This is a genomic window from Streptomyces sp. NBC_00271 (assembly GCF_036178845.1).
Classification (GTDB): domain Bacteria; phylum Actinomycetota; class Actinomycetes; order Streptomycetales; family Streptomycetaceae; genus Streptomyces.
On record NZ_CP108071.1, the window covers coordinates 93,501 to 119,265 of the forward strand.

At 65.9% G+C, this 25,765-nt stretch carries 14 protein-coding genes and 8 pseudogenes; 7 read left to right on the forward strand and 15 right to left on the reverse strand.

Annotated elements, in window-relative coordinates; genetic code table 11:
* Window positions 1–179: 179 nt before the first annotated feature.
* The 6 genes from OG798_RS55210 to OG798_RS55235 form a co-directional block, all read right to left on the reverse strand.
* Entirely contained in the window at window positions 180–1,673 is a 1,494-nt protein-coding gene (locus OG798_RS55210; protein ID WP_328760359.1) for an SCO6880 family protein, read from the reverse strand.
* 138 nt (window positions 1,674–1,811) lie between these two features.
* A complete protein-coding gene (locus OG798_RS55215) occupies window positions 1,812–2,954 on the reverse strand; it encodes a hypothetical protein (protein WP_328760361.1) in 1,143 nt (380 codons plus the stop codon).
* Window position 2,955: 1 nt separating this feature from the next.
* Window positions 2,956–3,318 (reverse strand): hypothetical protein, encoded by a 363-nt coding sequence (locus OG798_RS55220; RefSeq protein WP_328760363.1) that lies wholly within the window; start codon window positions 3,316–3,318, stop codon window positions 2,956–2,958.
* 420 nt (window positions 3,319–3,738) lie between these two features.
* Window positions 3,739–4,020, reverse strand: coding sequence for a hypothetical protein (locus OG798_RS55225; protein WP_328760365.1), 282 nt, complete (start codon window positions 4,018–4,020; stop codon window positions 3,739–3,741).
* A 176-nt stretch (window positions 4,021–4,196) separates the two neighbouring features.
* Window positions 4,197–4,469: a hypothetical protein gene (locus tag OG798_RS55230; RefSeq protein ID WP_328760367.1), complete on the reverse strand. Its 273-nt coding sequence runs from the start codon at window positions 4,467–4,469 to the stop codon at window positions 4,197–4,199.
* On the reverse strand, window positions 4,466–5,122 hold the full coding sequence (locus OG798_RS55235) for a DUF6668 family protein (RefSeq protein ID WP_328760369.1): 657 nt from the start codon (window positions 5,120–5,122) through the stop codon (window positions 4,466–4,468). Before OG798_RS55235 ends, OG798_RS55230 begins: the two co-directional genes overlap by 4 nt.
* 202 nt (window positions 5,123–5,324) lie before the next feature.
* Here OG798_RS55235 and OG798_RS57035 point away from each other — a divergent pair.
* Both OG798_RS57035 and OG798_RS55245 read left to right on the forward strand, forming a co-directional pair.
* Window positions 5,325–5,688 (forward strand): annotated as a pseudogene (locus OG798_RS57035) (IS5/IS1182 family transposase); the annotation flags it as partial.
* Window positions 5,687–5,803, forward strand: a pseudogene (locus OG798_RS55245) (transposase); the annotation flags it as partial. The pseudogenes OG798_RS57035 and OG798_RS55245, both read left to right, overlap by 2 nt.
* A 291-nt stretch (window positions 5,804–6,094) precedes the next feature.
* On the opposite strand, the gene OG798_RS57040 reads toward OG798_RS55245, so the two are convergent.
* Together OG798_RS57040 and OG798_RS57045 are read right to left on the reverse strand one after the other, a co-directional pair.
* Window positions 6,095–6,985, reverse strand: a complete 891-nt coding sequence (locus OG798_RS57040) for a DUF456 domain-containing protein (protein ID WP_443054255.1) — start codon at window positions 6,983–6,985, stop codon at window positions 6,095–6,097.
* 481 nt (window positions 6,986–7,466) lie between these two features.
* Entirely contained in the window at window positions 7,467–8,114 is a 648-nt protein-coding gene (locus OG798_RS57045) for a helix-turn-helix domain-containing protein (RefSeq protein ID WP_443054256.1), read from the reverse strand.
* A gap of 192 nt (window positions 8,115–8,306) precedes the next feature.
* Between OG798_RS57045 and OG798_RS55250 the strand changes: the two are divergent.
* A pseudogene (locus tag OG798_RS55250) lies at window positions 8,307–8,715 on the forward strand (IS5/IS1182 family transposase); the annotation flags it as partial.
* 109 nt (window positions 8,716–8,824) lie between these two features.
* Here the strand turns inward: OG798_RS55250 and OG798_RS55255 are convergent.
* The 4 genes and pseudogenes from OG798_RS55255 to OG798_RS55270 all read right to left on the reverse strand — a co-directional run.
* Window positions 8,825–9,265 (reverse strand): hypothetical protein, encoded by a 441-nt coding sequence (locus tag OG798_RS55255; RefSeq protein ID WP_328760599.1) that lies wholly within the window; start codon window positions 9,263–9,265, stop codon window positions 8,825–8,827.
* A gap of 19 nt (window positions 9,266–9,284) precedes the next feature.
* Window positions 9,285–9,695, reverse strand: a complete 411-nt coding sequence (locus OG798_RS57050; protein ID WP_443054257.1) for a transposase — start codon at window positions 9,693–9,695, stop codon at window positions 9,285–9,287.
* A 2,218-nt stretch (window positions 9,696–11,913) separates the two neighbouring features.
* Window positions 11,914–13,104, reverse strand: a complete 1,191-nt coding sequence (locus OG798_RS55265) for an IS110 family transposase (RefSeq protein ID WP_328760583.1) — start codon at window positions 13,102–13,104, stop codon at window positions 11,914–11,916.
* A gap of 243 nt (window positions 13,105–13,347) precedes the next feature.
* Window positions 13,348–13,758 (reverse strand): annotated as a pseudogene (locus OG798_RS55270) (IS110 family transposase); the annotation flags it as partial.
* 534 nt (window positions 13,759–14,292) lie between these two features.
* Here OG798_RS55270 and OG798_RS55275 point away from each other — a divergent pair.
* The gene (locus OG798_RS55275; RefSeq protein ID WP_328756053.1) at window positions 14,293–16,104 is read left to right on the forward strand and encodes a reverse transcriptase/maturase family protein; all 1,812 of its coding nucleotides are present in this window, start codon (window positions 14,293–14,295) and stop codon (window positions 16,102–16,104) included.
* 73 nt (window positions 16,105–16,177) lie between these two features.
* Here OG798_RS55275 and OG798_RS55280 read toward each other — a convergent pair.
* A pseudogene (locus OG798_RS55280) lies at window positions 16,178–16,999 on the reverse strand (IS110 family transposase); the annotation flags it as partial.
* 557 nt (window positions 17,000–17,556) lie between these two features.
* On the opposite strand from OG798_RS55280, the pseudogene OG798_RS55285 reads away from it, so the two are divergent.
* Window positions 17,557–17,838, forward strand: a pseudogene (locus OG798_RS55285) (IS1380 family transposase); the annotation flags it as partial.
* A 235-nt stretch (window positions 17,839–18,073) separates the two neighbouring features.
* Window positions 18,074–19,741 (forward strand): IS1182 family transposase, encoded by a 1,668-nt coding sequence (locus tag OG798_RS55290; RefSeq protein WP_328760370.1) that lies wholly within the window; start codon window positions 18,074–18,076, stop codon window positions 19,739–19,741.
* 1,531 nt (window positions 19,742–21,272) lie between these two features.
* Here OG798_RS55290 and OG798_RS57055 read toward each other — a convergent pair.
* Window positions 21,273–21,833: a DUF4913 domain-containing protein gene (locus tag OG798_RS57055; protein ID WP_443054258.1), complete on the reverse strand. Its 561-nt coding sequence runs from the start codon at window positions 21,831–21,833 to the stop codon at window positions 21,273–21,275.
* Window positions 21,817–22,376: pseudogene (locus tag OG798_RS55300) on the reverse strand (TraM recognition domain-containing protein); the annotation flags it as partial. The pseudogene OG798_RS55300 and the gene OG798_RS57055, both read right to left, overlap by 17 nt.
* A 1,961-nt stretch (window positions 22,377–24,337) precedes the next feature.
* Here OG798_RS55300 and OG798_RS55305 point away from each other — a divergent pair.
* A pseudogene (locus tag OG798_RS55305) lies at window positions 24,338–25,523 on the forward strand (IS3 family transposase).
* The last annotated feature ends 242 nt before the right edge of the window (window positions 25,524–25,765 follow it).

Consider the following 25,765-nt stretch of genomic DNA (forward strand, 5'->3'; position numbering starts at 1 on the left):
GGCCCCGATCTTGCCTGCCGCGGCGCGGTTCCCTTTCGCCGTCCTCTTCGCCTTGCTTCGCCGTTCCTCCTCCTGCGTCTCTTCCACCGTCCCGGCCACGTGGCTCAGGGCCGTCGTGGGGCCGGACGCACCGGGCGGCCAGTTGGCCACGGGGCCCGACGCGCGTTCCTTCATGCCGCTCACAGCGCCTCCTGCAGTTCGTGCGGAATGAGCGTCTGCTCCCAGGGAAGAATCCCGACGGGCAGGGTGCAGCTGAAGGCTGCGGCCTGCATACGGTCGGCAGGGCGCATGGAGATGCGCGAGGCCGCCAGGAGATTGCGCACGGTCACACTCGCGTCGTCGAGTTCAGCCGCGGAATCCACAGTGACGGTCAGCATGAGCGAGAACTCCACAAGTCCGGCGCCTGAGGCCTCCTCTGCTGCAGTCTGCTCGACCGCCCGCACCTCCGAGGCAGCTCGGGCCTGCACCATTCCACGCCCGGAGCTGGCCATGAACTGCGCGCTTCGGCGGTCCGCCTCCACGATGCGCGCCGAGGTAGCCGGGTCGATCGGCCGATAGAGAAGAGCGACCCTCTTACGGCGCGTTCCGTTGGCGGCCTCGAGCAGCCCGCGCAGCACGCTCGAGCGGACTGTTCCCCGTGGCGCGAGGGTAAGCATCCAGCTGCGCGAGACCCCGGAATCGTGGTGGTAGGCCCCGACCGTCTCGACGCAGGCGGCGGGTCCCGCATCTTCCCACTCAAGGCCCGTACCGCCGTGCTCGGCCCGCACAGTGAGCACGTCGGCCGCGACGGCCGGGTCGTAGGCCACGCGTACGACTTCGGCGATCCGTTCTTTCGACAGGGGGTACGCCGAGCCCCCGCCGGCTCCGACGAGCCCGCTCAGGAGCCCGGGGATACGAATCGCCAGGTCAGTGATCACGTCCTGATGATCACGCTTCTGGTTCGGTGGCACGCCATAGGTGAGGGTGATGTACGTGTGCATTTCGGAGGAGGCTGAAGGGTAACTCTGGACAACCTCCTCCATGACCGCGCGCGCTGCTGCGGGAGCAGACGGAGAAATGCGCGACAGTACCTCGTTGGCCAGCCTCGTCCCTGGGTCGGGGGCGGTCTCGATGACGACGGATGCCCCACGGAGCCCCGGTTCGTGGGACAGCCGGGCAAGCCACTCACCCCACATGGCCACCCATACGTCCACCTGGTCAGGGTCGACCAGGGAGCCGCCGTCCGGTTCGCAGCCGAGGACAACGGTGTACAAGTTGCGGTTCGGGTGAACCAGCACGCCGAAAGGGCGGTCATAGGCGTCCCGCCCCTCGCTGACGGTGACTCGGTTGAGCAGGCCCGGGGGCCGGAAGCGTCCACCAGGACGCTGTGACAGAGGACCGGACACGTAGAGGTGCGCGCCTTTGGCCTTGCGCCGCATCCAGGCGAAGCGCAAGGTCATCAACTGGTAGACGTTCCTTCCGTCCTGGGTGCGCACGGCCAGCGGAGTGAGGACCATGACGAGCGGGACGAGCAGCACGGCTGCGACCAGCAGCGACACCAAAGACGCGAGGAGTACGACGATCAGTCCTCCGAACACCCCGATGGTGCCGATCAGGCCGAGCGGCCCGAGGCCTGGCCTGCGGGGACGGCGCCAATTGCCGTACGTGGGGTGCGAAACGGCTTCAGCGGACATTCATCTGCTTCCTTCCTGCTTTCGTTCGTTCATGATCACTGACAAGCTCAGGAGTGCGGTCCGGCGAAGGGTCGACGCGCGCCGGCCCTGATTCCCGCGCCGTTGTGCGCTTGAGCTGTAACGTCGGCTTTTCGCGCGCTACCTGTTGTGTCCCGCATTTCCGTCGGCTCCGTCCAGGGCGCCGGCCGCGAGGTTGCCGACGTTCTGCGCGACACGAACCACGGCACCGGCGGGGCCTGCCGCCAATGCCCCGGCACCCGACGTGCCACGTCCGCCACCGGCCCTTTGCCGGCCGCCGGCGCCGGATCCGTTCGTGGCCGCTCCCGCCGCTCCAGTCGCACCCGATGGGCCGCGGCCTCCCGCGGTCCCGTTCTGACCGGCACCGGCAGAACCGGCACCAAGTGACCGCGCACCGGTAGCCACCGCACTCCCCACCGTCGACACTCCCTTTCCTACGACGTTGGCACCACCGAGTGCGGCAGTCGCGGGGACAACCAGCTTGAGCAGTGCGGGCAGGGCGACAGCGGACAGGAACATCACACCGATTCCGGCAATCCGTTCATGGATGTCGTCATCCGGGCCGCTCGAGATCATCGCTGAGCCGGCGAACAGGACGAGACCGGCGGCCGGCTTGTAGAGCAGCCAGGCGACCATCCAGCCAATGTGCTTGCGCCACCAACCGGAGCCCCAGTTCGTCATGGAAGCCGCGGCGGCAAGCGGCAGAGTTCCAAGGAGCAGGATCATCACGCCGAGGCGGATGTAGAGCAGGATCGTGTGCACGATGCCGGCAATCAGCAGGAGAAAGGCCAGGACGAGCAGCAGGAACGCGTCTACACCTCCGCCGCTCTGGCAGCCGATGTTGCTGGTGAGTTGCTGGGAGGCACCTTGCTTGAAAAGGAAGTCAGCATACCGATCGGAGAGACCCGCAAGAGCGGTGACTACTGCCGTGGCGCCACCTGCTACGACAATGACGCGGAGCAGACCCTTCAGTGCGGTTGCTCCGGCTTCTCCCCGCCGTTCAAGTGCCATCCGGATCGCCGCGAAGATCAGCGATGCGACGGCCGTGTATACAACAATCCACTGCGTCTGATTGTCGACGTCTTGGGCCGTGTCGGAGGTGGAGAGCGTCGGGATGCCTGTTGTCAGTGTGCCGAATACCGATATGGCGGCCCCTAGTACAGAATTTGCTATGCCCTCCACAATGCTGCCGATGGGATCACCCAGAAACTGGAAGAATCCCTTGACTGCATCGACGAGCGGGTTCCCCGTGGAACAAGCCACGTCATGTCCTCCAAAGCATGAATCCGTCGCTTCCCGAAACAGTTTGCATCGGCGCGTAAAGGGCCCCGTCGGGCTTGGGTTGCACCTTCCAGTCGCCACCGTCCCATTTCAGAGAAACAGCCGTTGAACGGTAACCGCCGGAACCGCTTTTGATGAGAAGCTGTACCTCGGCGCCACCAGGTGAGTAAGACATGACCGCGAAGCCGGCATACGAGCCGACAGCGGTTCCGTTCTGCGCCGACGCGGGGACGGTCGACCGCTGTGCCACAAAAATGTCCCGGCCCGGTCCCTTGACCAACTGCTGTTCGGCGATGGTCCGCCAGGCCCGCCCGCTCATCTGTGTAGGGATGACGTTCGCGGCCATCACCGCCCCCGTCGGTGTGTGGGCGAAGCACCACATCACCGGCCCACTGAACCGGAGCGGACCTGCCGACGGAGACGTCGGGACCTTCGACAAGCCGATCGACCGCCACTGCACATCAGCGGGTGCTGCCGCTGGCTTCGCCCTGTCGGAATCATCGGAGAGGCACCCCGGCGGACGAACATCCCTGCCCTGTCCGGTGGGGCTCGTTCCAGAGGGGAGCGAGAGCGGGCCTTTCCCTTCTCCTGTGTTCCCTCGCGCATCCGCCGAGTCTTGCCCTGTTGTCAGCCATGTGATTCCAGAGACCACCAGGACAGCGGCGAGGAATATCGCAGAGAAAACCCTTCCCTGCTGACTCCAATACGGCGAGTCCGCACCCGCACTTGCTTTATTGCGCTTAAACACAATGCCCCATACCTCCACTTAGGCAAAGACGAAGCTGATCAGCGGTCCGGCTGTCGCGACCAGCACACAGCCGCCCAGCACCATGCCGAGTCGGCTCATGTGCTCGGACGCCTCACCGCGCTTCATGGACAAAGCCATCATTGCTCCGGTGATCAGAACTCCTGCGACACCGGCCGCAGTACCTCCCCAGGCAGCTATACCGAGGACGGTGTTGACCTTCTGGGTAAGCGCGTCGGGAGCGTCGCGCCCTGGGTTAGGCACGGCGGCGGCCTGGAAAATGGTGGGAAGGAATTCCTTCATCGTTTCTCCTGAGATTATCGGAGCGAGTGAGGGTGAGCGACAAGGAAATATATTTCATGAATGCGGATCTGTGCCCTGCGGGCAGTTCGACGGTGGCCGGGCGCAGCGGTGCCGCGTGCAGGGTGAGTAGAAGTTCTTGGCCGTACCTCGAAGAAGCAAGGGGTGCGGGCGCCACCTCAGAGTGAGAAGGGGCCAAGAAAATTCACAATTGGTCCGGCAGTACTGCCGAGGATGCAGGCGAGCATGACGAACAGGAGTCCGCGGAAGTGCTCTGCTCCTTCGCCCGGGTAGCCACGGCGCATCTGAAGGGCCATCAGAGTGCCGACCGTTATGACACCGCCGACAGCCGCGGCCGAGGCGCACCATGCGAGGATTCCGAGCAGTTGGTCGGCTTCTGCACCCGGCGTGAACGTCGCCGCGCGAGCAGCCACCTCGACCGATTCCCTCACCGGGCACCACCCATCTCCGCCGGCCGGAGCCCGGCGAGCGCGCCCAGCTGGAAGACCTCCTTGGGAAGGGCCTTCGCTTTACCGTCCAATCGCCAGGCAGGAACCCACGGCACCCGCCTGACAGGGGCGGCGGAGCGGAGTACCCGAACGCGGCGAGCGAGCGGCAACGGCAGTCGACCGGGCGCATCGGCGACAAGCACGAGAGCCACCAACTCCATACCGGGTGGGTGCCTGCCATCACGCAAAGCGCCGAGCATCTGAGAGGCCGCCCGTAGACCGCTGGCATTGGTTCGTGCCACGACCATCACCCGGGCGGGCTCCCCTCGTGTGATGTCGGGCCAGCGACAGCCCAGGTCGGCTCCCCCGAGAGCTGCCGCCAGGGTGCTCGCGCCCGCGCCGCCGTGAGCCGCGACCCAGCCCGTACCTGCGCCGACGGGCGGGGGTGGTGTCCAGGACCGCTGCGGCCTCCGCATCTGGGTGGAGGGCCGTATCACCAGGGTCTCGTGATCCCCGGTCGCCGGTTGGTGCCCCTGAGTCCGTTGAGCCGGCCGTGACATGTGTGCGGCTGCCGCCTGTGCTCCGGGCAGGAGCCGGGTGGTCGGACCGCGCACCCACGCCTGCGGACCGGAACGCTCCATCGAGGGGACGCTCATACGGCTCCTCACCACCTTCCTTGGATCCAGTCGTTCTCGTTGAACTGTTGGCTGTGGTACTCGTTGCGTTCTCTGAGTCCGTCGTGCCCTGTCAGACAGCCACAACGAGGGTCGCCCAACCAGGGTTCATGACTTCGGCGACTCAATTCGGAAGACCTGAAGGGTGTCGCGGAAGGGGTATCGATCAGGGCATCTCACCCGTGTGGCCGGGGTGTTGAGGGCCGATCGGGAGTGGGTGGATCAGTTCGGTCGGCTGCTGAGAGCGGTCCGGGAACGCGGCGAGGACTGTGGCTGGGGCCCCGCCCGTGACGGCTCACCACCCGGCTGAGCGCGTGCTGTCGGTGGCCGTTTACCACCGCACAAACCTCACCGTGCGGCAGCTCGCACCGTTGTTCGGTGTGACCGTGCTGATCATCGTGGACACGGAGACCCGGCTGGTGATGGCCGCGGCCCGCACGGTGCCCGGCACGACCGCGGACGCGAAGGCCTGGCGGGACTCCGGCCCGGCCGAGCACTGCGGGGGTGCGGCGGTCCTCGGTGACGGCGTCTGCATCGACAGCGGCCTCACTGGTCAGCGGTTGTGCCTGGCGTGCGCTGCCGCCGTGCTTCGCTATCTCGCAGTCGACTGGCCACCGCCGGTTCCTGATCTGGTCACGTGCCGGGGTTCGAGGCCGGCTTCACGCGACCCCGATCGGGGCGGGCTACCGCCGACTCAGCCCCCGGCTACGAACGAAACCCCCGCGACCGGCTGGGCTTTTCCGGCACTCGCAGCCGCACTCTGCCGCTACAGGCGATACGTCCGCCTCACCACGTGGGACACGGTCTGAAGTCATCGCAGCACCGACCAGGTTGCAAACAGCTCACTGGGTGACCAGGCGCAAGTCTTCAGGCAGTGCGTCTGCACCGATCACAGGGCACAGCCGATATGCCGAAAAACCGGCTCACAGAGCATGAGGGGAATGCGTTCCACCTTCATCGAGATGCACGCCGACCAGGACTCTGGGGCGGGCTATATGACCGCTGGCTGGTCGTCGGTGCGACCGGAGTTACCCCGCGCGGGGCTGGGCCCTTCAGCCTCGCGGATGCCGCTACCGTCATGCTTCCTCTGTCGAAGTCCCGCGTCTCACGTTGCTCTACGCTTGAACTCCGGTTTCCCACATTTACGGTTGGCGCATTACTTCGTTCCCAGCGCTGCGAAGTTGCGCCAGGAGTCCAGCTCTGCGAACGCTCGGGCATCCGGCTCACCACCGCATCAGCACTGGATTGTGCCTGCTGCTTCTTTTCCCGGGAGTGCAGAACCTGACGGGCTACCTCCCCCGCCAGTAGTCCTACTCCAGCACCCAGCACCGCCCCCAGTGGCCCTCCCACCGCAAAACCTACCAAGGCGCCGGCCACTACTGACACCCAGCGCTTCCTCCCCAGGAACTTCAAGAGACCACCGGCGCCCGATGCTTTTGGTGAACGCTGTGGCTTTTCCTGCGAGGCACCGGACGACAGCGGTTCCCGCTGGACACCGTAGCGCGACAGCGGTTCCTGCTGGACACCGTAGCGCGACAACGGTTCCTGCCCGAAGGCCGTCGGCTCGAGATATCCATTTCTAACCCTGCCCGGAGGCTCGGCGCGGTATTGTTGTAGCTCATCCTGAGAGTCTGTTTGAGAATTCCTCCGACTCTCTTCCGAATCAGGAGACGAATTACGTGTCCTCTGCGCGTCATTATGATTACTATCCCAGGAGAAGCGACTACGCGGTGCGTCGTGATCCATCTCATCAGGGCCCGCCGGCTCCTGTACGAAGTCGCTACGCCGGTCATCGTCTCCGTCGTCAGAATAACTACTGCGTCGATCGGACTGAAAATCTGGCATGTCTGCCTTCCCTTGGCATCTTTCCTCTCGCCCGAACTACGTAGCGCATCGGGTAGAAGGTTCAACGCAAGTCTGTGAGCCAGGGACGGCGACGAAGATGCCAGACATCCTCAGCTCACCGACTTCGGGAGGACTGTCGTACCTTCGTCGGCCCAACCTCCACCCGCCCAGGATCTCCCGTCGGCCTTCGGTGACGGGCGAGTCGACACAGGCGGACCGTACGGTGATGGCGTCGCAAGACGCGAGTCCGGCAACCGGACCCTGAGCAGCTGGTTCACTTTCCGACTCCCCCCGCTCACGCATCGGTGCCGGGCCGTCCCAGCCCGCCGTGACGGCCGCGAGGCCGCGTCAACGCCGTCCGGAACGCTTGACTGTCACCGACCGCGCGAAGTGACGGCGTTTCGCGAGCGCGTCCCGATGGAGGCGGCCGAGTTGTCCGCCCCGGGACAGGACAATGCCGCGGTCGCCAGGCAGTTACGGATCAGCGTGCGATCGAACGACGCCCGCACCGGGCATGGGAGGACGGCGGAACGCCACAGCCCCGCAGTCGAATGGGCCGGCCTCCAGGGCCAGGCTGAACGAGGCACTGCTCGAAGTGCTCGAGCGGCGGCTGGCCAAGAGGCCGGTAATGCATGGCCGGCCGAACCGGACCTGAACGCCGGCGCGGAGCAAGACCCTGATCAAACGCCGGTTCCCAGAGAGCATGAGCCGTCCGCGATCGCGCAGATGCCGCAACCGGCACGGCTTCGACGAACGCGGCCGTCGCCACCTCGGCCCGCAACTGGGCCCGGTCCAGTCCCCGCCCCGCGAAGATCTCTTTCAAGGAGCGGCCATACGGACCTGGGGTTCCTCTCGTGTGGCGCTCTCGATCGCCGGATCGCAAGGGCGCTGGACTGCGGCCTGGAAGACGGGGCCGGGACCGCGTTGCTCGATGCGCTCGAACAGGTCCCGCACCCGCTCGGTGTCCGAGCAGGTCCAACGGCACGTTGTCGCCCTTCCCGTCGCGGAGCACGGCGGTGAAGAGCTGAGTCTTGGCCCTGAAGCAACGGGCGATCAAGCCTTGGTCCACGCCCGCGCGTTCGCCGGTGTCCCGCACGGTAGTGCGCGCGAACCCGAGCTCGGCGAGCAACTCATCCGCGGTGCCGCTGCCGCAGACGTCACGGTGTCTGTGCCGGGTGTGCTGGCCCGGCGGCCCGATCTATACCTCGTGCCCCGTCGATCGCCGAACGCTCCGCGATCTCCTTGGTGCGAGTTCTCAAGATTACGAGGCATGGTCCCGTGCGTCGTCGGCCCCTCAGGGCGTTACAGGAGGATCGCGACGGGCCCGTCGACGGTCGACCGAGGCCGGTCGGCTCCGAGCACCACCCGATCACGAATGCGCAGGGGGCCCGCTCGCCGTCATCCCGGCCGGTGACGACCGCGACGACGTCACCCATCTCCTGCCTCTGCCGCACGCCGTCCCACCCGTCCGCGGGCGGGACGGCCGGCCACGCCGCAAAGCGGTCTTCCCTCTACGCGGAGCGCGGCTACGACGACGACTGCGGCCGCGAGACGGTCCGCGCCCGCGGCATCGTGCCCCTCATCGCCCGGCGCGGCACCGCGCAGTACAACGGCTGGTCGTCTGCCGGTGGGTAGTCGAGCGATCCTTTGCCCGGCCGCACGGCTTGCGTCGGCCGCGCGCGTCGGGAACGACGACTGGACATCCATGAGGTTTCCTCAGACTCGCCTGCACTACCGATCCCAACGGAAACTGGAGTCGTTGTGTCAGCGGGATAAAAGCAGTCGATCGACTGAAGCCAGTTGCCTCCGCCGGGAGCAGAGTCTGAGGGCAGGACCGTCCTACCCCCGAGGGCGTTCCTCCCGGGGCGTCGCGCCTGGCACCAGTCGCGCGACGCCCCCCAGTTCCACGCACCGCTCGACTGCGTTGCGACGGCGGTACTGGACCTTGTCGAAGGCCAGGGGCCAGCCACCGGCTCGTCCCCGGCGCTTGCGGTGGGCCCGCTGGTCATCAGGCTGCGCGATGGTGGCCTTGATCCCACGCCGCCTCAGATAGGCGCGGTTGCCACGACTGGAGTGCGCCTTGCCGCCGCGCACCCGGTCCGGTCGGCTGCGCCGGCCGCCCGTGCCGCGGCGCCGGTTGCGAAAGCCGTCCACCACCGGGGCGAACATCGGGCTGTCACCCCGCTGACCGGGCGAGGTCAGCCAGTACAGCCGGCGGGCCCGGCCGTCCGAGAGCAAATGGACACTGCCGGTCAGCCCACCCCCTGAGCGCCCCAACACCTCTCGTCCATCGGCCTCCTCACGCCCCGCCCCTTTTTTGCGGGTAGTCGGCCGGAGGCCTGCGGGGCGCTCCGGCCGGATGCTGATGCGCCCGGCAGGAGGCGGAGTCGATGTCCACGGCCCACTCCTGCCGGTCCGCCTGGCGGGCAGCGCCCCGCCCGGGTCGCCGGCACCGCCTCGATCTGCAACTCCTGAAGGACGTCCTTCCCGGCGGCGTCCGCCGACCAGCGGCGACGGCCCTCGCAGACGGTCTCCCAGAGACCGTACCGCTCCGGCAGATCAGGCCGGGGCACCCGCTCCGGGCCCGGAACAACACCCCGTTGATCACCCTTCGGTGATCCGCCCGCTGCCCGCCCGGCTTGCCGCCGCCGGGCATGAGGGGTTCGATCTTCCCCCACTGCGCGTCCGTGAACTCCCGTCGCCGCACCATACGGCGTCCTGCCCGGCCAACCACGAGATCCACCCAACCAACCAAGAGCCATCAGAAACGGCCCAGGCGTTCTCGCGCCAGTGCGCCTGCTCGCTGCCCGTGTCCCTCTCCAGCAGCCCGCCGGGGTGGGTGATCAGCCCACCCCGGCGGGCATACACACCAGACCGGTAGGTCACTCAGGCAGAAGCCGGCCGAAGAGCAACCCTTCAACCCCTACGCCCGACCACGCCTGAATGTGCTCACCTACTTGCCAGCTGTCCTCTTCGGCTGCGTCGGCTGCGTCAGCTCACCCGCGTAGTGGCGAGAGTGGTGGTTCGAAACCGGATTTTGCACTGTCGCGGCCGGGGGACGACCCGCCGCCGGGTGACTGCGCGCAGAGTCCGCGACCCCATGGCCGGAGGAGTGACTACTCACCCTGCCCTGGTCCTCCTCACCCCCGTGGTGGCGAGACTGGTGGTTCGAAACCGGATTTTGCCCTGTCGCGGCCGGGGGACGACCCGCCGCCGGGTAACTGCGCGCAGAGTCCGCGACCCCATGGCCGGAGGAGTGACTACTCACCCTGCCCTGGTCCTCCTCACCCCCGTGGTGGCGAGAGCGGTGGTTCGAAACCGAAGGTTGCCCTGTCGCGGCCGGGGGACCAACCATCGTCGAGTACCTGGGCGGAGAGTCCGGGCCGTCGATGCCGCCAGAGAACTGGTCGCCCTCGCGGAATGCGTTCCCCGCAAAAGTTTTCGCCGCATCCACGACCCCCCCTACCATCCTCTGCAGACGGACTCGCGTCTCCGGAACAGCCCTTACGGCGGCTTCGGTGCCCCGTGACGGGTTGCTAGCGTGCTGCTCCTGCCAGTACCGGTATTCCGCTCGAGCGATGTGGTCGTGAGCCGCCAGCGCTTGAGGGCTACTCTCGGGAGTACGGTAGTACCGATCCAATTCCGGGTTCGTGAATACCTTATCAACATCACGCGCGCCATTTTCCCCCGCCGCGGCTCGGATGCTTGCGATAGATTCCCGCACGCTGCGGCCCACCGTATGCTGATCCCGCATTCCGGCCAGGGCGCCGTCTATGTAATCCATTGCCGCCTTCCGAGGTGCGCCGGGCGGCCGCTGATCCCACGCAACACGGGCCAGTACATCCGCGCCCGAGCGCACCATGGCGCCCAAGGACCCTGGCTGCGGCTCGCGGTCAGCCGCAGCCTGATCCGCGGCTCGTCGCGACCCATCCCGCGGTTCGCTGGGGCGACCCGGCTCAGGGCGAGCATTGCCATAGCCATAGCCATAGCCATAGCCATAGCCAGCGCCTACAGGGGTGTTACCCCTGCCGTTGTAGGGAGGAGCCGCAGGAGCACGACCTGCTGGGGGGCGGTTGTCGGGTTGTTTCGGAGCACCGGGGTAGTTGTATGGTCCAGGCATGTGAATCGATCTCCTGCTGTGTGAAGGGAAGACTGGGATACGCTCGTAGATGGCGGAGCATGGAGGCTATACGTTTTGCACCCTTCATCGGCAAGCCTCTTCACTTTCCACAACGTGGTCTCGATCAGGAAGGTTCAAATGCGACCCGCGGTTATTCCTCGGTCCGGAGGGCGGCGCCTGATAGCGCGTCCTACATGGTCGGTTTGAGGGAGCGCCAGCAACAGAGGTACTGCAGCGAGGCCGAGAAAGACTTCTCAATGCCGGTGTCAAGCCGCAGCAGGTGCTGTCCAGACGCGGTTACGCCGCTGGTTCAACGCTCACCGCAATGGCTCGTCTCCGAAGGTGAACCGCCAGGGCCTCCATCTCGACGAGCGTGCCGATGAGACCGACCCCGGCGAGTTCCGTTGCCTGCGCTCGTGCTTCGCCCAAGGACAGTTCCCGTGCGCTGCGGAGGGCCTGCAGCACGGGAACAAGGCTCGGCACGTCTCCAGACAGGCGAAGCCGCGCCGGCCCGTGCGCTTGCAGCAGAGCCTGTCGAATGTTTTCGGGCGTGACGGGGCCGCTGTCTTCCTCGCACCACCCATTCGGGCAGTCCACGCATCGCCCCTCGGTGCCCCAAGAGAGCATGCCGCGGTCGAAGAACTGACCGACATCGCAGGTCGTCGTACCCCCGCAAGCACTGCACCGGCCTGTGACCTGTACTCCTTGTGTGATCACAGGGACCTCCTCAGCGTCATGGGCCAATGCTGATGGGATCCTCCCTGAGAACTCGGCCCTGGTCGATCAGATTTGCGATTGGCGAGAGGCCCTATTGGGCGGTTGCTGCTGGTGGCGTGAGTTCGTAGTGCCGCTGGTCTCGGAGAAGGGCCCACAGGACGTTAACTCGTCGCCGGGCCAGCGCCAGGACCGCTTGCGAGTGCCTCTTGCCCTCGGCTCGTTTGCGGTCGTAGTACCGGCGTGATTCCGAGCAGCAGGTGATGCTGCTCATGGCCGCAAGGAACAGGGCCCGTTGCAGACGTCGGTGATATCGCTTCGGCCGGTGTCGGTTACCGCTGACCTTGCCCGAGTCCCTGGGAGCCGGTGCCAGGCCGGCGTACGTCGCCAGGCGATCAGGACTGCCGAAGAGATCCATGTCGCCACCGATGGCGGCCAGGATCTCAGCTCCGAGCAGGTTGCCGACCCCGGGCATGCTGGCAACGATGGCGGCCTGACTGTGGGCGCGGAAGGAAACCTCGATCTGCCGGTCGATCTCGCTGATCTTCTCGTTGAGCACGATCACTTCGCGGGCGAGCGTGGCGACCATCACTGCGACCGTCTTCTCTCCGGCAACGCTGGTGTGCTGTCGCTCGGCGGCCTCCATGGCGGTGCGGGCCAAGGCTCCGCACCAGCGGAGCTTCCGGTTCCGGAGCCACTGTTCGAGCCGGCTCGCGCCGAGCCGACGGATGGCCGCTGGCGTCTGATAGCCGGTGAGAAGCACCAAGGGGCCGTGGTTGCCCAGGTCGAGGGCACGCTCGAAAGCGGGAAAGATGCCCGTCAGGAGGCCACGAAGGCGGTTCACGGCTCGGGTGCGGTCGCAGACCAGATCGGCGCGGCGGCCGGTGAGTAGACGGAGCTCGATGATGGCTTCGTCGCCTGGCCTGATCGGCTGCAGATCGCGGCGCATGCGGGCTTGGTCCGCGATGACGTGTGCGTCACGGGCATCGGTCTTGCCTTCGCCGCGGTAGCCGGCCGTGGCCCGGTTCACGGTCCGGCCGGGGATGTAAAGCACCTCCTGGTCGTGGTTGAGCAGGAGAGCGATGACGAGAGCGGCCCCGCCGTCGGCAAGGTCGATGGCCCAGATCACCTCGTCGCCCAAGGCGAGAACGTCGGTGATCAGCTGCAAGAGGTCAGGCTCGTCATTGGCCACCCGCCTCGATAACAGCTTGGTTCCCTCCCCGTCGATGACGAAGCAGTGGTGGTGGCCCTTGCCGGCATCTATGCCGGCCCAGATGCGATTCATCTTCATCCCGAGTCAGTCGTACTGATTCTCTGCAGACGACCTCACCGGCGTTGTCCTACTCAGCGATCTACTCGCAACTCTCAATGAGCGGCCCGGTCGTCGGTGGGGTCCCAGGCGGCCAAGTCTGTTCAGCCACGAGCGGCGACACCTCAGTAGCCCCTCCCAGAACCCCCAGGCGACAGGACCCTACGAATGGCCCGATCAACCCGCCTAGAAGGTAGGACACCTCAGGCACTTAGCGTGTCAAGCTGCAGCGGCGAGGTCGACGGGGAAAGCAGTGTGTTCGTCGAACGGTTTGCGGTGCTGGAGGCAGTGGTAGAGCTGGCCGAGCATGCGGTTGAAGAGGTTCCTCTGGGCGGCTGCGTGCCAGTCTCCGTGCTCGTCGCGGCGCCTGCGGTAGTGGGTCTTGGCGCCTGGTGAGGCGGTGATCGCGGAGAAGGCCCAGAGGTAGCCGACATGGTTGAGCCGGTCGTTCTTCACCCACCGGCGCGTGATGCTCGACTTCTTGCCGGAGGCTCTGGTGATGGGGGAAGCCCCGGCGTATGCCTTCAAGCCGCGAGCGTCGGCGAAGCGGTTGCGGTCGTCTCCGATCTCGGCGAGCACCCGGGCGCCGAGCTGGATGCCGAGTCCAGGGAAGCTGAGGATGATCTGTGCGCCGTGAGGCGCTTCGTTGTATCCCCGACGCAGTTGGGAGGAACTCAGAGGAATGTTCTTGGGTCACCTGGCTTACCTGGACGCGAAAGCGCGAGGGGACAATCGCATGCCAGGAAAGCGGTGGTCACCTGGAGGCGTTCAGGGTGAGGTGCCGCGAGACCCGCGCGATATGGCCAAGGCTGGATTGCTTGAAGTCCAATCTCCAAAGAGGTGTAAAGCTGTCACGCCCGCCGGAACAACGCCTGTTACCGACGCCGCGCCATGCCCCGGCATAGAGATCAGGCTGAGGCAGCCTCTGTGGCGCGGGGCGCCGCCCAACGAGGGTGGTCAAGGAGATGAGTGGGCGGCCTACGTCGTGCTCGACACGTACAGCGAAGACGTACCACGGGATCACCTACAGGGCGCGCGCCCCATGGTGACGGAGTGCCCGTAGTAGTCGCGGAAGTTTCGATCCGCCAAGGAGCCCGGGAAAGCCGGAGCACAAGGCGAAGGGGCACAGGTGAAAGGGATGTCCAGTGAAGGGAGGTATGCGTAATGCAGAATGCCGAAACGGTACTGGACGTCATTCGAGAGCGTGGCAGGAAGGGACTGCCACTGGAAAGGCTGTATAGGAAGCTGTTCAACCCGCAGCTATTCCTGATGGCTTACGGGCGCATCTACTCGAACAGAGGGGCGATGACGCCGGGAGTCACCGGAGAAACCGTGGACGGCATGTCGCTGGCCAAAATAGACGCGATCATCGGGCGCCTACGCTCGGAGTCGTATCGCTGGTCGGCGGTGAAGCGGGTTTATATACCGAAGAAAGTCGGGAGGCGGCCTCTGGGCCTACCTCCATGGTCGGACAAGCTGGTCGCCGAGGTTGTGCGGCTCCTGCTGGACGCCTACTACGACGTCCAGTTCTCCGATCATTCCCACGGATTCCGCTCCGGCCGGGGATGCCACACCGCGTTACGCGAGGTGGTCAATACCTGGAAGGGGACGCACTGGTTCATCGAAGGGGACATCTCCGACTGCTTCGGCAGCCTGGACCACGAGGTCATGCTCGCGATCCTGGCGGAGAAGATCCACGATGGCCGGTTCCTGCGGCTGGTCGGTCACATGCTGAAGGCCGGGTATCTGGAGGACTGGAAGTGGAACGCCACCTTGAGTGGCGCCCCACAGGGCGGGGTGGCCTCGCCTGTCCTGTGCAACATCTACCTGGACCGACTTGACCAGTTCGTGGAACAGCATCTGATCCCGGACTACACCCGCGGGAGGCGTCGTCGTCCCTATCCGCCCTACCGAGACATCGAGAACCGGATCGACACGGCGAAACGGCGTGGGGACCTGGGAACGTTGCACGCGCTTCGGCGTGAGCGCCGTCTCCTGCCCAGCCAGGACCCGGACGATCCCGGCTACCGGCGCCTTCGGTACGTGCGGTACTGCGATGACTTTCTCCTGGGGTTTGCCGGTCCCAAGCACGAGGCCGAGGAGATCAAGTCCCAGATCCGTACGTTCCTGCGTGACGAACTCAGGCTGGAACTTTCTGAGTCGAAGACGCTGATCACGCATGCCTCCAGCCAGGCGGCACACTTCCTCGGCTATGAGGTCAAATCCCAGCATGCCGACACGAAGATCACCGCCGGACGCCGAGCGGTGAACGGCGAAATTGGGCTCTACGTGCCGATGGCCGTCATCCGGGATCGGTGTGCTCGCTATATGCAGCGGGGCAAGCCCTGGCACCGCAACATGCTCCTGCACGATGCCGACTTCACCATCGTCGACAAGTACGGAGCGGAGTATCGGGGCATCGTCCAGTACTACCTGATGGCACAGAACGTGTGCCGCCTGAGCCGCCTGCGCTGGGTCATGACAGTTTCCTTACTCAGGACCCTGGCTGCGAAACACGACTCCACCGTCAACAAGATGGTGCGCAAGTACAAGGCGACCGTCGATACTCCTGACGGACCGAGAAGGTGCTTCGCAGTCGTGGTGCAGCGCGAGGACGGCAGGAAGCCACTGGTCGCCCGCTTCGGCGGAGTCACTCTGCGGCGGCAACACACCACCGTTATGTCCGACGTCCAGCCGGTCATGGGGAATCGGAAAAACGAGCTGATTCGTCGGCTCCTTGCCGGACGCTGTGAGATGTGCGAGGCAACGACAGGGCTGCAAGTCCACCACGTCAGGAAGCTCGCAGACCTCAAGCGACCAGGCCGACCGGACCCGGGTCCGTGGATTCGCCAGATGGCAGAACGCAGGCGCAAAACCCTCGTGGTTTGCCAAAAATGCCACCAGCGCATCCACGCGGGACGGGCCACAGTCTCCACTCGGAATCGATCACCGGAGAGCCGTGTACTGGGAAACTAGTCCGCACGGTTCGGGAAGGGGCCGTCGGAAAAGGACCCGAGCCATGGGTACCTCGTCGGCGGCCTACTTCACCAGCGTCCGAGTGCTGAGGGAAAGCTTCCTCCACCGCCTCGGACAGATTGTCGGCCGCGGTGCAGGCGGCCTCCAGCTGGATGAGGAGCGCGAGCATCTGCTTGCCGAGCGCGTCCTCGACCAGCGGGGGCTGGTGGGCCCAGTCGGCGCGGAAGACGTCCCGGAGTCGTTCGGCCTCGGCTTCGATGCCGCGTTGGCGGCCGGCGCGCTTGAGCGCGGCCTGCAGCTGCTTGCGCGTCAGCCGCGATGCTCGTGCTGGTGTCGGAGCCGCCCTGAGGAGCTCTTGCGCTTCTCGACGGCACAGGCCGTTCTTCCAGGGCTCGAAGGCGGCCAGCGCGGATGGATAGTACTCGCGTAACAGGGAGCGGAGCTGGTTGGAGATCTGCTGCCGGTTCCACGTGGCGTCCTGCTGAGCCCTGGCGAGCACGGCCAGGGCGCGGGCCAGGTCGCTGTCCTGCGGCAGCGGCCGGTGTGCGTGCATGTCGGTGCGCAGGATATTGGCCAGGACCAGGGCGTCTCCGGGATCGGACTTCTTGCGGGAGACGCTGTGCCGGTCGCGGTAGCGGGCGGCAGCCATCGGGTTGATGGCGAAGACCTGCCGCTTCCCGGTGCGCAGCACTGCGACGAGCAGGCCACGGGAGGTCTCGATCGCGACCGGGATCGGGTTCTCCGCGGTGTCGCCGTACTCGGCGAGCAGGTCCAGCAGGATCTTGTATCCGACCGCGTCGTCGGTGATGTGCCGTTTGGCCAGTAACCGGCCACTGTCGTCGACCAGGGCGACGTCATGCGTGCGTTCGGCCCAGTCAATACCGCAGTAGATCAAGGTCTTTCCCCTCCGCTGTGCCGTTCCTGCTGGTCACGAGCTCATGCGGGCCACGCAGCGACCTAATCCCAGGACTCAACCCTTTTGGCCGGCCCGCCACCTCAGTAGCTGTTCGCGGCACCAGCTCGCCCCGCGGGCCTCGGTCTCTTCGGGAGCTCGGTCAGCTCGGGCCCAGGGAGAGATCACCGCGGAGTGGGCTCGCTCCACCAACACCAACGAGTGAGCCAGGTGCGGGTGTTGACACTCGACGGCGCTGGACGGCGCCGATCTTTCTCCAGGCATCAAGGCCCGGCCAGGTACAGGCGTTCGCCCAGCACCGACGAGCACCAACATCCGCGCTGTGGTGGTGGCCACGAGGACGCCGAACCGTGCTCGATCTATCAGAGAGCATCAAGGCTTGGTCGGGCACAGGCATCAGCTCGGCGTCCACGGAGCCACCACTACTAATCCCGGATTAGGTAGCTGCGGGGGGGGGTGGAGCTCGTAGCGGGGTGACAGGCGTCGGTAGCCGATGCCCGGAGATCGTGCACTCGATGGCCCACTGCCGGCGGCCCAGTCGTTCGCTCGCGGCGATCCGGGGCGCACGTTCCGAAGTACGCGAGCGAGTCCGGGGCTCGGGCGATGAAAGCGGTCCGGCCGCCGACGGCCGGGTGATGGTGGGCATCGACGGCGTGCTGGTGCTCGCACACTCCGAGAAGCGGGACGCCATCACCACCTGGAAGAACACCTTCGGCCATCACCCGCTCGCCGCGTTCGTCGACCACGGCCAGGCCGGGTCCGGGGGGCCGGTCGCCGCCCTGCTGAGGCCCGGCAACACGGCCTCCAGCACCGCTGCCGACCGCTGACCAGCAACTCGGCCATCCCTACGACCCGCACCACCGCACCGGCGAAGTGGAACGGCGCCCACCCGACGCGAAAGCCGGGCCCTCAACCTGCCCCGCCCCGAAAGGACCCCACCGCACGGACACAGAGTCCCCGTCAGCAAACGACGCTGTTGGCGAATCCGGCTGCGGGATCTTGTGTTGACCCCCGAGACTTGTGTCTCGGGGGCCGACGTCGTGTTGGGGGTCTGCGATGTCGATGCGGCCGAAGGGGTCGGACAGGATTCCGGCGGAGACAGCGCGGGTGGCGCGGGCTGCGTTCCCGCGCGGGAGCCTGGCGATCAGGCTCCGGGACGAGCTGGGGACGCTGTTCAGCGACGAGCAGTTCGTGGATCTGTTCCCGGCGCGAGGGAAGCCTGCCTGGTCACCGGGGCGGCTGGCACTCGTGCTGGTGTTGCAGTTCGTCGAGGGTCTGACCGACCGGCAGGCCGCGGAGGCCGTCCGGGCCAGGATTGACTTCAAATACGCCCTCGGTCTTCAGCTCGGCGATCCCGGTTTCGACTTCACGGTGCTGTCGGAGTTCCGGGACCGTCTGGTCGAAGCTGACGGCGGACGCCGGGTGCTGGACGGCATCCTGGTCATGGCCCGGAGCAAGGGGCTGCTCAAGACTGCGGGACGAGCCCGCACCGACTCCACCCATGTGCTGGCGGCCGTGCGGAATCTGAGCGCCCTGGAGATGGTGGCCGAGACACTGCGCGCGGCGCTGAACACGCTGGCCCGGGAGGCACCGGACTGGCTGAGGGAGATCGCTGAGCCGCACTGGTTCGACCATTACGCCACCCGGGCCGAGAATTCCCGTTTCCCCAAGTCGGAAGCGCAGAGGGACGAGGTCCGGCTGCGGATCGGCCGGGACGGAACCCGGCTGCTGACGGCGCTCTGGTCGCCCACTGCTCCCGAAGCACTGCGGGCGCTGGAGAGCGTCGAAGTCCTGCGGCGGGTCTGGGTGCAGCAGTTCCACCTGGTTGATGGGGAGGTGGCCTGCCGGTCCCCAAAAGACCGTCCACCGGGCGCAACGCGCCTGGTCAGCCCCTATGACCCTGAGGCGTGCGGCAGTATCAAACGGGAGACCGTCTGGCAGGGATACAAGGTCCATCTCACCGAGACCTGCGAGGCGGATGCTCCGAACCTGATCACGAACGTGACAACCACCGTCTCCACCACCCAGGACCAGGTGATGATCCGCGGTATCCACGCCGAACTGGCCGCACGGGACTGCCTGCCCGCCGAGCACTGGGTGGATGCGGGGTATCCCACCGCGTCCCAGGTCGTGGCCGCCCGTCTCGATCACGGGGTCGAGCTGCTGGGACCGATGGTGGCCAGCACCGACGCCCGGGCCGGCGGCCCCTTCGGCCAGGACGCGTTCACAATCGACTGGGACCAGCAACAGGTGACCTGCCCGAATGGTGCCACCAGCGCTCAATGGCACCAGCGAAAGTCGCAGCAGGGCCTGCCGGTGATCCGGGTCCGTTTCGCCCGCGTGGACTGCCAACTCTGCCCCGACCTGCGCAAATGCGTCAGATCCCCGAAGGGCGAATACCGGGATATGAATCTTCGCCTACGGGACGAGCACGAGGTGGTCCGCAAAGTCCGTACCGAGCAGCAGACCGATGCCTGGAAGGACCGCTACAAGATCCGAGCCGGGGTCGAAGGCACCATTTCCCAGGGCGTCGGGCGCTGCGGCCTGCGCAGATCCCGCTATCGCGGGCTCGCGAAGACCGGTCTCCAGCACCAGCTCACCGGTGCCGCGATGAATCTCGCCCGCATCGACGCCCACCTCACCCACACGCCCAGGGCAGCTACCCGAACCAGTCACTTCGCAGCACTTCGCCCTGCCGATCGTTTGATCGGCGGAGCGAAGTAGAAGGGCTCATCCAACGGGATTCGCCAACAGGGTCGCAAACTGACGGGGACTCGTGAACGATTGAGGCTAGCCCATACATGCCTCGGCCGGGCGGATGGGTCGCGTCAAAGGGGCCCGGATCGGCTCACCGATGTGACACGTCGGTCGATGCACAGAAATTGTGAGACCTGGCTGTGCGTCGAAGGCAGGAAAGCCCGTTCATCAGCGGTGGTACCCGCTGCTGTTGGTCATAGTCGGCCCCGGGGCGTTCGAGCGCTGGTGCCGGACGGCATCCGGCACAGGCGCCGAACGCCCGTAAACGTCCCTCCGGGGCTCGGACGCGTGACCGCGGGCGTGTGCCAACTGTGCTGACTGTGCTGTCCTCGAGTTGAACCGGGGCGCCGTCAGGTACCCGGGTCGCTGGTCGACAGGCGCTCCGCTCCGCTGCGGTCTCTCCGGCGGCGGTACTTCCCCCATGGCCTTCAACCCCACTCCGAGACCCTGCATCGTCGCGCCCGCTCCCTGCAGGTTGTTCCCGACAACCGCCGGCATCGTGGGCAGGTTGCCGGCACCATAGGCCGCTGCCCCCACCCCTATTGCCAGACCTCCTAGGCCACGGCTCACATTCACACGCTCCCCCCGCACCGCATGCGCCACTTCCTGCGCGGCCGTGTAAAATCCGTTGACCCCGGAGGCAATCACACCGGCAGCGTAGATCTGTGGCCCCGGCGCCTGCGGAACGAGTTTTCCCACACCTTGCACAATAAGAGGAAATGCGTCGAAGGCGAAGCTCCGCTGCATCGCTCTGTGCCAATTCTTGTCGCGGTCACTCCAGTGGAACTCTTCGCCGTCTTTGACGATGCAGAATTGGTCGTTTGGATGATTGTAGATGCCGTGCCCCACCGGTGAAGGAGGACCAGGGATCGGATGCTCCATGTCAATTACAATGTGCCCGTCGTGGTTCGTCCGCGCACTGTAATAAGAGCTCGTGGACGAGCTGCTGGAATTTGACGACTCCGAGGAAGCCGGGGAGACAGTACGCCGAGGTGGAGTGGTGGAGTTGCGGGAACCATGCGCATGCTGGCTATGCATCTGTGCATGAGTGGGCATTTTGAATCCTTTCCATGCGTTCTAGACCAATACGGCTCCGCAGTGGGCCGAGGCGGCGGAGCGCGACCGTTGACTTCGCGGCTCCCCCTGTACGAACGCTCCACCGGCGAGCCCGGTTCAGCCTCACCCGCCGGTACACGTTCGAGGTGATTGAACGCGGCGTCCCGACGCCGCGTGCCTCCCGAACGTGGGCGCTCCCAATAGCGCGCACGTGCGCCCGAACAGCCCCGTCGCGCCGAACTCCAAATGCGTTCGTTCCGAAGTAATCCGTGCGAATTTCCCCTCTGCGCTGTATGTGGCGGCGTGCGGCCATAGCCAGGTCTATCCTGTCTTTCGGATCCACAAGCCGGTGGTGAATAGCGCTGCACCTGGGAACGCCGCCGCAGGCTCGGGGACGCATCGAGGGGGATTCGCGTCGAGGGCTTCGGACAGGGACACCGCTTCAAGGCGCTTCGATCGGAGGGGATTCTTTGTCCCGGTGCAATCCGGGTTTACAGCCTGCGAACGGCCCCGAGGGGTCGCGCAGGGAGGACATGACGGGCATGAGGAAGTCTCGGTGCCAGGAAGCCGGCCCGCTCAGCGCAGATCCGTCTCCTGTCAGCTCCTGCCAGGCCATCCACAGTCCGTAAAGCTGTGCGACAGCTTCCAAATGCTCCCACCAGCGCGAGCACCAGGGCGCCATGGACGTGACCTCACGGCCGTAAACCGGAAGCAGCAATCCGTGGACCCACATCGTCAGGTCTTCGATGGCGGCCCTAAACTCCGGATCAGCTTTGTAAAGAATGAAAGGCGGTTCCCCCTGCGACGGCTGCGTGCCGTCGGGAGCGTCGGTTGCCGGCGGCGCCACAGCGTCTGCGGTCCCGGGTTGCCGGACCTCAGGGTCCGACGAGACCAGGACCCCGCCGTGCGGGAAGGTGCCCTCTTGGCCCGCTGTCAGCAACAGTCGGGGATCGGATTCCGTGGCCGGCGCGCCAGCCGCCCCGTCATCAGTGCTCGACGCCATGACCCACCCACTTCTGTGCGGCACGAATCGTGATTGCTTCGGCTTCCTCGGCGGCCGCCGCAGAGACAACGGCAGTGCCCGGTTTCTTGTACCGGGGAGGCAGGCGGATCAGTGCCGGCCTTGTTCCGGTGGCCAACAGCGGAGCCGTGCCCTTGGGCAGGGCCCGGACGCGGTCGGGCGGCAGGATCGGGCCGAGGCGGTAGGAGACGGACCGTGAGGTGCCCTCCTTGCTCCGAAGGACGCTCACGGTCCCCACGTCATGCCGGCCGACGAGCTTGCACACCTCGTCGACGAAGTCCGCGTCGTCCAGGCCTGTGCGGAGAAGTGCAACGGTCGCGGGGCTCCACATGGCGTCCATGCCCGGCCCCTCACCCCACACGCGGCCGCCCTGCCGGTAACTCCGCGACAGTGTCACCACGTTGGTCCCCCTAGAACCCGGCTGGCCGTAGAGATCCGGCAGGTCGGAGATCCGGCAGACGTTCACTGCCTCATCCAAACCCGCCGTCATGGGTGGACGAGCCGTCCACCCAGTCGCTCAGCGGACCGGTGGCGGGCTCAGCTCCCGCGGCGGCTTCCCGCTCCCTGGAGCCGCCAGGAGTCCGGGGCTGCTGCGACATCGGCCGGACACCCGCCGACCGCGTGGGCGGTGCCGGTCCGAAGTCGTCTTGCCACGACGGCGACATCTGTGGCGCCGCCAGTCCGCGTACCCAGGCACCTTCGCGAGGCCCGTTGGTTAAGGCACGCATGGATTTTTCAACTCCTTTACGCGAAGCGGATGGGGCAGCGTCGGACGCAACCAGGTCACAGAATGGGGATCAACGAATCGTGACGGGCTACCATCACGTGGCAATTGACACCTAAGTGCAACGGTCCTTGGAGGCGTTTTCTCCTCGGGCACCGTTGAGTATGCAGACCGCCCTGCACCTTTCAGCCTCCACTACGCGAAGACCCCGCCGTCCAGTTCACGGTTCGACCGCCTGAAAACAAGTTGAACCCCAACTGGTCCGGCCACGTACTTGATCCGAAAGACATCAGGGCGCCTCACAGCCCCGGACTCCTCCGGCCTGCTGCGGGCGGCACGGGATGTCTGTTGCCCCCGTCGTCCTCGCGGTTGGGATCGCGGCCGTTTTGGTTATCGGAGGTCTCTCGGTGAACCTCTAGTGGTGAGCCACCGTAGTAATCGAGGACAGCACACCAACAAGTGGAAGGACTCTAGTGCCTCAGAATAAGGTCACAGGATCAAGGTCCAGGGGACACGAAAGCTCGAGTGACGACGAATCCTGGCATTCCGGAAGTTCTTCAAGCTCTTACTACTCGGTCAGGACCACGGGCTCGGGGCGAAGTTCCGATCGATCCAGTGTGGACATCAGCGACTCCCTTGTAGTGGGACCGGAAGCGCCTCATGATCTCCGATTCTACCTGCACACCAACCAGCAGTTCTACTCTGCGTCTTCGTCCGACACGGAATTGAACGCGGTAGAGAGGTGGAGTGCAAGCCGGAAGCAGTGGGTGAGCGACCGTGATGCCTTCGTCAAGGGTATTCTACTCAAGGCGATTCCGTACATTCTGCAGGGCGCAGGCCGCGCCGTTGCAGGAAAGGTTGGAAATGCCATGTATGTCGCGGGGCAAGCAGCGCAAGGAATTGAACCTGCCATCAACGCGGCGTCTCAAGCCTATAAGGCATACCGGGGGGACCGGGATTTCAATGCGTTGGGCTTTGCGGGGAATGTCGCGCAGCTAGCTGGTGCCGGCGTCCGGGCGGCCGGCGCATACGGTGGATTCCCAGCACATACAGGTTACAGTCTTCAGGCTGGTGGCAACCTCGCGGTCGCCGCTGGTGGGGTCACTGCCAGTTTCCCTGGACCTCCTCCCCGCCATCCGCAGACGCCCGCTTCCGGCAGTCGGGCAGCTGGGCATACTGCACCTGCAGCGGCAAGTAGCACCCAGCAGCGACCAGTGCCCGCTTCAGTGAGCTGGGCGGCTGGGCATGCTCCACCTGCAGCGGTACATAGGAGTCAGCAGGGCCTACGACCAGAGGGTGACCGAGCCCGCGTGCGCCGTTCACAGAATTGGGGGTCGCTGGTGCCCGGTTCGCAGCCGCCAACTTATGCCACGTCTACGTCAGTCTCGAAGCGTGGTGGCCACTGAGCTATGGGTTCCACACCATCCTGCGTGTGATGAGGTCAGCATTGCCATACCCCGGTGAGCAGGCCGCCACCTGATCAGCTTTGTGCCCGTCTTCGGCTGAAGGCGGGCACAAGGGTGTTCGATTCGGTCATCGCCACGGCTGACGGGGAGACGTGCCACGGCGTGGCCAGGGCTGACGAGCTCGTGCACGGTAGGCAGTGAGGCGTCGAAGACGGCAGCGGGTTGCGGTGTTCATGGGCTGCTGTGCCGACGCCAGGTCCGCGATCCGATCGGACAGCAGTCTGAGCTGAACCGGATTTTGTAGCGGCCCTGAAGCCAGGCATGATCGCCTCGGCAGATGGGAGAACACAGATCCGATGCCTGCACCAAGGAAGTACCCGGACGAGCTGCGTGAGCGGGCTGTCCGCGAAGTCCAGACCTCCGGTCGACCGGTCGCCCACGTGGCCCGGGACCTCGGCATCCACAAGGAAGCATTGCGGGGCTGGGTCCGCCAGGCCGAAGCCGACCAGGGCAGCCGGCCCGACCTGCTGACCACCGCCGAGCGGACCGAACTCGCACAACTCCGCAAGGAAATAGCCGAGTTGCGGCGAGCCAACGAGATCCTCAAAGCCGCCTCGGTGTTTTTCGCGAAGGAGCTCGGCCAGCCCCGCACGAGGCAGACACAGTGATCAACCACCTCCGCGACGACTTCGGGGTCGAGCCGGTGTGCCGGGAACTGGACCTGCCGGTCTCGGCATACAACGCCCGCCGCAGGCGGCCCGCATCCGCCCGGCACCTGCGTGACGAACGGCTCATCGAGCACATCCGCCGTATCCACGCGGCCTCTGGGGAGACCTACGGAGTCCGGCGCGTCCACCGCCAGCTGCGACGCGAAGGCGTGCACGCCGCCCGGTGCACCGTCGAACGGCTGATGCGCGAAGGCGGCCTGGAAGGCGTCATCCGCGGACAGCGGCGCCGCACCACTGTCCCCGAGCCGTCCGCACCCAGGCCACCGGACCTGGTCAACCGCCAGTTCGAAGCCCATCGTCCGAACCAGCTCTGGGTCGCCGACCTCACCTATATCCGCACCTGGTCAGGCTGGGTCTACGTCGCCTTCGTCCTGGACGTGTACTCGCGCGTGATCGTCGGGTGGCAGCTCGCCACCCACATGCGCACCGATCTCCCGCTGGACGCCCTGGAGATGGCACTGTGGCGGCGTGGCATCAAGAAGGGCTCGGGCCTGATTCATCACAGTGATCGCGGTTCCCAAGGCGTATCCATCCGCTACAGCGAACGGCTGTTGGAAGCGGGCGCGAGCGCGTCAGTCGGCTCCGTCGCCGACAGCTACGACAACGCCACGGCTGAGGACCTCAACGGCTCTTTCAAGACCGAGCTGATCGAGCACCAGGGCCCATGGCGAGACGCTGACCTGGTCGAACACGCGGTCGTCCAGTGGGTCGGCTGGTACAACACCGAGCGCCTGCACTCCGCCTCGACTACGTCCCACCCGAGGAATTCGAAGCCGCGTACTACCGTTCCCTGGCCACCTCGAACGCCACCTGAAGACACTCAAACCGGCCGCTACGAAACTCGAGTCAGCTCAGTCCGGCGATGGCCTGGACGCTGTGACTCATGCGCTCTCGGCGACCGAGGTAGCCGGTCACGCTGGCAATACGGGCACCTGGCAGACCACTTGGCGCTGTGAGACCTGGCGCCGGCAGGGACCGAGCAAGGCAATCACGTACAGCATCTACGGCATCGCCGCGCACGCCGGCTGGGCCGGCGTCGTCGGAGGTGCAGCAGAT

What these genes read in the sequence shown, in the direction of transcription:
- OG798_RS55210 (WP_328760359.1), bottom strand. Translation starts at nt 1,673, where the DNA reads ATGTCCGCTGAAGCCGTTTCGCACCCCACGTACGGCAATTGGCGCCGT.
- OG798_RS55220 (WP_328760363.1), bottom strand. Translation starts at nt 3,318, where the DNA reads ATGGCCGCGAACGTCATCCCTACACAGATGAGCGGGCGGGCCTGGCGG.
- OG798_RS55225 (WP_328760365.1), bottom strand. Translation starts at nt 4,020, where the DNA reads ATGAAGGAATTCCTTCCCACCATTTTCCAGGCCGCCGCCGTGCCTAAC.
- OG798_RS55235 (WP_328760369.1), bottom strand. Translation starts at nt 5,122, where the DNA reads ATGAGCGTCCCCTCGATGGAGCGTTCCGGTCCGCAGGCGTGGGTGCGC.
- OG798_RS57040 (WP_443054255.1), bottom strand. Translation starts at nt 6,985, where the DNA reads ATGCCAGATTTTCAGTCCGATCGACGCAGTAGTTATTCTGACGACGGA.
- OG798_RS57050 (WP_443054257.1), bottom strand. Translation starts at nt 9,695, where the DNA reads ATGGTGCGGCGACGGGAGTTCACGGACGCGCAGTGGGGGAAGATCGAA.
- OG798_RS55265 (WP_328760583.1), bottom strand. Translation starts at nt 13,104, where the DNA reads ATGAATCGCATCTGGGCCGGCATAGATGCCGGCAAGGGCCACCACCAC.
- OG798_RS55275 (WP_328756053.1), top strand. Translation starts at nt 14,293, where the DNA reads ATGCAGAATGCCGAAACGGTACTGGACGTCATTCGAGAGCGTGGCAGG.
- OG798_RS55290 (WP_328760370.1), top strand. Translation starts at nt 18,074, where the DNA reads ATGTCGATGCGGCCGAAGGGGTCGGACAGGATTCCGGCGGAGACAGCG.
- OG798_RS57055 (WP_443054258.1), bottom strand. Translation starts at nt 21,833, where the DNA reads ATGGCGTCGAGCACTGATGACGGGGCGGCTGGCGCGCCGGCCACGGAA.